Source organism: Algoriphagus aquaeductus (assembly GCF_003253485.1).
In the GTDB taxonomy this organism is placed as follows: Bacteria; Bacteroidota; Bacteroidia; order Cytophagales; family Cyclobacteriaceae; genus Algoriphagus; species Algoriphagus aquaeductus.
Map to the genome: position 1 here is coordinate 65,655 of NZ_QKTX01000013.1, position 7,225 is coordinate 72,879.

The following is a 7,225-nucleotide window of genomic DNA, read 5'->3' on the forward strand; positions in this document are numbered from 1 at the left end:
TTCTACCAAGAAAATCAAATTAATCCTGAACTCCACTACCTGAATTCAGGTATTTTTTATCCCTGACAACCACTGGATTAAGGGATTGTCAAGGGCTGGCCTGTCCTTTAGTTTTAGGGGTGATTTCAACTCCTCAAAACCTTACAAGCATGGGCAAGCAAACATTCGCCGGACTGATATTTTTCATTTTAACCCTGATGGGTTCAGAGCTTCTGGCCCAGGGACTAAACGACTACCGATCTATCGCCTCAACCAACTGGGCCAACGCCTCCACATGGGAGCGATTTGACGGCACCAATTGGGTCGCAGCAGCTGTGCCGCCTGGCAGTGGAGACGGGGTCATTACGATCCGATCCACTTTCACAGTCACCGTAGCGGCTATTGTCACGGCAGACCAAGTAGTGGTGGAATCAGGGGGAACTCTCATTTTAAACAGTACTCTGAACCTAAATGATGGTGCTGGCATTGACCTTTTGGTTCAAGGTAACATGAATTGGAGTTCGGGAACGCTTGGAGGGCCTGGAGTTTTGGAGATAGCAAGTGGAGGAACACTGACTTTTACTTCCACATCTTCAAAATTTGTAGGAGCCTCCATCACCAACAATGGAACCATTGAGTGGCAAGACGGTAATGTGAGTTACAATACATCCTCCCCGCTGGTCAATAATAGCATACTGAATATCAGTGGAAATAATCAGATGAGCTCCAACAGCGGCACTTTTAACCTGACCAATACCGGAACGATCACCAAAACCAGCGCTGGGACTACCATATTCAATTCGGGGGGCAGTTTTAATAACAGCGGCACCATTAACCTCAACAATGGGCTTTTGCGAAGCCAAAGTTTTGCCTTCACCAATACCGGGAATCTGACCCTTTCCGGAGGAAATTTTGAGCTACTCGGAGGATCTTTTAGCCATAATACCGGATCTGTTATTTCGGGTACGGGCAACTTCACCAATGCAGGAGGTGATTTGATTTTGACCAGTGATTTGGTATTCCCTTCGACACTTATTTATAGCCACCAACTGGGCATTACGGGGAACCCAAGGATAAGTGGTGCAGGAAATTTGACTATCAATAATGATTTCACCATCCTAGGGACAATCTCCGGGGCAGGGTCTTTGAGCATCAATGCAAATACAACCTGGACTTCAGGATCTATGGGAAGGGTCTTCACCAATCAGGCAAGCAGAACCCTTACCATTGTCGGAGATTCCCAGTCTTTATTTCTGGGGGCAGGTGGTTCGCTGACCAATAACGGCACCCTCAACTGGCAAAGCGGGAATATCGCTTTCAACTCTTCTTCTCCACTGGTCAACAACGGGACGCTGAACATCAGCGGAAATAATCAGATGAGCTCCAACAGCGGCACTTTTAACCTGACCAATACCGGAACGATCACCAAAACTAGCACTGGGACTACCTTATTCAATTCGGGGGGCAGTTTTAGTAACAGCGGAACCATCAACCTCAACAATGGACTTTTGCGAAGCCAAAATTTAACCGTTACCCAAACTGGGAATCTCACCTTTACCGGAGGAAGTTTTGAGCTACTCGGGGGATCTTTTAGCCATAATTCCGGATCTGTTATTTCGGGTACTGGCAACTTCACCAATACCGGAGGAGATTTAAGATTGAACATTGACCAAGTATTTCCTTCTACGCTAATTTTTGCAGATGGCCCTGCCACTTCGATAAACCCAACCATTAGTGGTACAGGCAATTTGACGATCAACAACGATTTCGAGATCAGAGGAACAATTACGGGGTCAGGAACCTTGACCATCAATGCAAACACTTCTTGGACTTCAGGGTCTATGGGAAGGGTCTTCACCAATCAGGCAAACAGAACCCTCACCATTAATGGAGGATCTCAATCTTTGTTTTTAGGAGCCGGAGGATCTCTGACCAATAACGGCACCCTCAACTGGCAGGGCGGGAATATCGCTTTCAATTCTTCTTCTCCGTTGGTCAACAACAACATCATGAACATCAGCGGAAATAATCAGATGAGCACCAACAGCGGCACCTTTAACCTGACCAATTCCGGAACGATTACCAAAACAAGCACAGGGACCACTACTTTCTCATCTGGGGGAAGTTTTGCCAATAGCGGAACGATTAAAGGGCTAGGCACTTTCAACTTAAATATCCCGACTAACAATACCGGAATCATCGCTCCCGGCCTTTCGCCGGGAATTCTTACGTTGAATACCCAACAGCCTTTTGGCGCCAATAGCACCCTGCAGATAGAAATCGAAGGAAATGCAGGTGCAGGGGTAGCAAATGGCCACGACCAAGTTCAGCGTGCAGGCAATCTCACATTAGCAGGAACTTTGACTGTGGCTGAAACAGGTGCTGTACCTGATGGGGATTATGTGATCGTTTCATTAACCAGCGGAAACATCACGGGAACATTTTCAACTACCAACCTCCCTGCAAGCTATACGGTCGTATATAACAGCACGAATGTAGTGCTCAGAAAAGCAGTTCAGCAGCCAAGCCAATACCGGTCAATCCTATCAGGAGATTGGACAACACCTTCTACCTGGGAGAGATTTAATGGAACTAACTGGGTGCCGGCCACGGTGTCACCTACCAGCGAAGATGGTCAAATTACGATCAGAAGCCCGCATAACGTGACACTTGCCGTTGCTTTCTCGAGCATTTCAGTTGATGAGGTGCTCGTAGAATCCGGTGCCACTATCACCAACAGCAGCGCCAACGGCCAAGGATTTATTATTAATAATGGTGTTGCGGAGCATGATATGGTCATAGAAGGGAACCTCGTCATTACTTCAGGCACTCTCAGCGGGGCAGGCACCTTGCTGGTAAAAGGCACTATGTCTTGGAACACGGCATTCAATGCGGTGGGAAATGATATTTCAGCACCCACGATTATTTCGTCAACTGGGGTAGTAAACACCGGGGGAAGCTATGTAATTCTGAATGGCCCGATGACCAACAACGGAACATTTAATTTGAGTAATGGTGCACTAGGATTCAGGCCAAACGGAGCTTTTACCAATCATGGGACTTTTAACATCACCCATACTGCCACAGATTTTGGATTTCAGGGTACAGCTCCAGGCTTTTTCAACAGCACTACTGGAGTCATCACCAAATCCAGCAGCGGAAATTTTACCGTTGGAACCAACAGTTTTAACAATTCTGGAACGCTAAACATCAATGCAGGTACATGGCTTATAAACAGTGGAGTAACTTTCGAAAATACGGGAAGTATTACCCTTAGCAATAATTCTTTATTTCACAATTCAGGTGGTTCGGTCCAGCTCAATTCCGGCACGTCGTTCAGCGGGACAGGAATCTATCGCCAACAAGGAGGTAGTTCTAGCTTCAACACAGTAGTTAGTTTTCCCTCAACCCTTGCTTTGGAATTTTTAACAGGAGCTATGAATGGCTCCGGGTCACTAACCGTCAACGGGGTCATGAATTGGAATTCAGGGTTTGGTTCGCATAGCTTCTTGATCCCAACTACGATTTCCAATACCGGAACACTCAACATTGGTGGCTCTTATGCGGTGCTGGGTTCTTCACTTACCAATAATGGTACAGCTAATCTTACAAGCGGGGTATTGGGATTTGGAACAAACGGAGGATTTTCCAACAATGGGGCATTCAACATTACCAATACTGCTACTGATTTTGGATTTCAGGGCTCTGGTCCGGGCTTTATCAACAATAGTACCGGCGTAGTAACCAAGTCCAACGAAGGCAGCTTTACTATAGGAGTGCTTAGCTCCAATAGTGGTCTCATAAAAGGAATTGGGACTTTGCAGCTCAATACCACTTTCACCAATACCGGTAAGATTAATCCCGGACTATCGCCCGGAATTTTGGTCTTGAATGGAACACAACCTCTTTCAGCATCAAGCACACTTGAGATTGAAATCGAAGGAAACGCCGGTGCTGGTCTAGCTAATGGCCACGACCAAGTTCAGCGTGCAGGCAATCTCACATTAGCAGGAACTTTGACTGTGGCTGAAACAGGTTCCGTGCCTGATGGTGATTACACCATTATTCTAACCACAACCGGAAGTATTACGGGAACCTTTACCACCACCAATCTCCCTGCTAATTATACAGTAGTTTATAATTCCAACTCTGTGGTAATTCGAAAAGCTCAGCCTGTGGTCAATGTGACTTTGTCAGGAGCGCTATCGGGCAATTTCACCACCTTGGCGGCTGCTTTTCAAGCGATCAACTCCAACAGCGGAAGCGGTGATGTGACCGTAACCATTCGTGCCAATACCACTGAAACCTCGCAAGCGGTCTTACTTCAAACCAACTACACGGTTACCGTAGTACCTGAAGGAAACAGAACCGTCTCCGGCAATCTAAGCACCCCACTTGTGTTACTAAACGGAGCGGATAATGTGACGATCGACGGATTGAGTTTTGATGGAAACAACCGCCTGACGATCAGGAACACCAATACCAACGCAGATGCAAATGCCGTACGGATTTTTGGTTCTGCCAACAACAACACGGTCAAAAGATGTACGCTGGAAGGTAGCGGAGTAGGCATCAACTTCTTTACAGGAATCATAGCCTTGAGTAGCAGCAATGCCGACTTTTCAGAGAACAATACGATTGACAACAACTTGATCCGACCTGCAAGTAGCAGTGGGGCAAGCAATGGAATTATGGTCAGCACATTGAATTCGACCAACACCGGGAAAATTGTCAATGCGAGAATTACCAATAATCGAATTGAAAATGTTTTCATCAACAACGTCAACGACGTCAACCATGGGATCGTAGCAGGTTTTAACGTGGATAATATTACTATCCAGGGAAACTCTGTTTACAACACAGCAACCTTCTCCAATACCCGAAATAATTCCTTCTATTACGGCATTAGAATCACCAACAGTTCCGGTGGAACTGGGTCAGGTTCTATCGTAAGCGATAATTTTATTGGAGGTACTGAACCTGAAGCCAAAGGAGGTAAAATGGTGATTTCTTCTTCGGCAAACAGTCTCAATTTTTCAGGAATATTAATAAATGATAATACCAACGCCCCCAATAAAGTAACCGGAAACGTGGTTAAAAATATAGATTTGGATATTGCAAATCCTTCTTCCAGTCAAATTAGCCCCTTTATTGGAATAAGAACCTTAACAGGAATTATTCAAGAATACCATCATAATTCTGTAGGGGATTCATTAGTCAATAATTCGATTCTATTGACGATGAGACCAGCTTCCACTGGAACAATCTCAAGCTTCGGACATGTAATTCAGGTTCCTGTGGCTACGGAAATAGCAAATAATTTTACGGGAGGACTCACCATTATCACTCATCCAATCGCTGGCAGTACCGTGGCACCAGGTTTCTACTCTTTCAGCATTAATGGTAACCATCCGACGTTTACGCTTAGAAAAAATAAGATCGGTTCGGATTTAGAAGGAAGCATCACTGTCGTTTCTAATACAGCAGGAAGCTTCATATTCAGGGGATTATTTACACAAAGCAGCAACATAAATCCAACATCGGTTTTGGACCAAAATACCATTCAAAATATCCAAACTACAAACCGGATGGATTTGTCGGCAATCTCTTATACTAACAACACCTCCTCCGCTTCTCCCAACGTCTCCATCACAAACAATAAGATTCAGAAAATCAGAGTTTCCGGTACTGGTGGAGGACTGTCTGGAATTTTCTTTAATTCTAATGGATCTATAACTAACCTAAGTCAGACTTTACAAATCAGCGGTAATCAGCTCAGTGATTTGGAAGGGGTTTCTGGAACTGGTCTAATTCTCTCGGGTATCCAAGTACAAAACTTATCTACCGATGTCAACCGAATAAAAGGAAGTGTCAAAGGCAATACGGTGAGCACCCTGAACAACTTCTCGGGAGGTTCAACCGGATTAAGCAGAGGTATTTCGATCATTCATGATATCTCCCTTGGCGATAGCTTAGTGATTGCTGAAAACCTTATTGAAAAGATTTCTTCCGCTACGGAGTTTGTTACAACCACCAACTCAGGAACAAGTATGGGGCTCTCCTATGGCACCCTTAATTCAGGTACAAATGGTTTTGCCATCCTAAGAGATAATACAGTTAGAGAAATTTCCACAACCTCAACGGCCAATCTTGACCTGACTGCCTTCGGAATTTCTTTGTTTGGAAATAATATTCTGGTGGAGAGAAACAAAGTGTTCCAATTGACTAATGCAGCCACTTCAGCAAGCGGGAGAATTGTGGGAATTTTTATCCGAAGCAGATCTAATGATGCTGGTACGGGCAGGGTTCAAAATAATATGGTTGCACTCAGCCCAACTACCTCCGTGCGAACCATGGGAATTCAACTGGCAGATGGGTTAATCAATACACAGGTGTACCACAACTCTATTTTGTTGGAAGGCAATTCTCCGACCTCTAGCTATGGATTGTTCAAAAGTGCGACCGCTAAAGTGGATCTGAAAAACACGATCCTTTACAATGCCTTCCAAGGGAGTGGCACCGCTTACAGCTTAGGTCTTGAAACCAACACCACAGGCTACACCGGAAATAACAACTACTTGGTCAGCCCAGCAGCTGCTTCTTTGGCAGAAATAGGCGGAGCAGCACAAACCTTGACTTCCTGGAGATCCTCCACCTCACAAGATTCGGACAGTAGAGAGGCAGAAAGTGGTATTACCACGATTTCTGAAAATCTCTTCACCGATAAATCAGTCGCTGACCTCTTAATCAAAGTAGAAAACATAGGAGAAGCCTCCAGAATTTCTGATAAAGGAATAGCTATTCCTACGGTTACAAATGACTTCCAAGGTGAAGCAAGAAATGCCACGACTCCAGACATTGGAGCGGATGAATTTGAACTGACAGGTGTTTGCGTACCCGAAGTCAGCATTGCTGCAAATCCAGGTAACGAAGTCTGTGAAGGAACCAGCGTCACCTTCACCGCCACTCCGGTCAACGGAGGAGATGCGCCAGTTTACCAGTGGAAATTGAACGGAAACAATGTGGGTACCAACGCTCCTACCTATACCAATGCGGCCTTGGCCAATGGCGATCAGGTGTCTGTGGTGATGACTTCCTCTGCAGCTTGTGCAAGTCCGACCTCGGCCACTTCGAACACAGTAACCATGACCGTGACCAGCACTTTGGTTCCATCCGTCAGTATCGCAGCCAATCCGGGTAACCAGATTTGTACCGGAACCAGCGTCACCTTCACCGCCACTCCGGT

1 protein-coding gene is annotated in these 7,225 nt (G+C 45.6%); it reads left to right on the plus strand.

Annotation, left to right across the window (positions count from 1 at the left end):
• Window positions 1-149: 149 nt before the first annotated feature.
• Window positions 150-7,225, plus strand: a 7,076-nt coding sequence (locus tag CLV31_RS21870) for a beta strand repeat-containing protein (RefSeq protein WP_181452656.1), incomplete at its 3' end; no start/stop codon positions are given.